The organism is Psychrobacter sp. CAL346-MNA-CIBAN-0220, from assembly GCF_040309805.1.
Lineage (GTDB): Bacteria > Pseudomonadota > Gammaproteobacteria > Pseudomonadales > Moraxellaceae > Psychrobacter.
On the sequence record NZ_JBEOPF010000221.1, the window covers coordinates 1 to 276 of the forward strand.

Consider the following 276-nt stretch of genomic DNA (forward strand, 5'->3'; position numbering starts at 1 on the left):
GCTTAATGCAATAGCAAACATCACTATGCCAATAATAAGCTCAATTAAAGTAAAACCTTTTACTTTAAGGGCACGCATAGATAAGCCCTTCACCACTTATGCATACGCCAGCTAATCCAACATCTATTCGACACTGCGAAGTACAGGTTTGATTTGATTTACCTAAAGGATCAAAACTAATTTGGGTAAATATATTCGCGTTACTATCTAAAGCGCTAAATGTTATATCACTTCTTTGCGTGTTTATTTGTACCACTAAATGATCGGTGTTGTTGG

General features: G+C 35.9%; 1 protein-coding gene. It reads right to left on the reverse strand.

Annotated elements, in window-relative coordinates:
- On the reverse strand, positions 1-78 hold a 78-nt coding region (locus AAEY88_RS13400), incomplete at its 3' end, for a type II secretion system protein (RefSeq protein ID WP_350563177.1).
- Between the last annotated feature and the right edge of the window lie 198 nt (positions 79-276).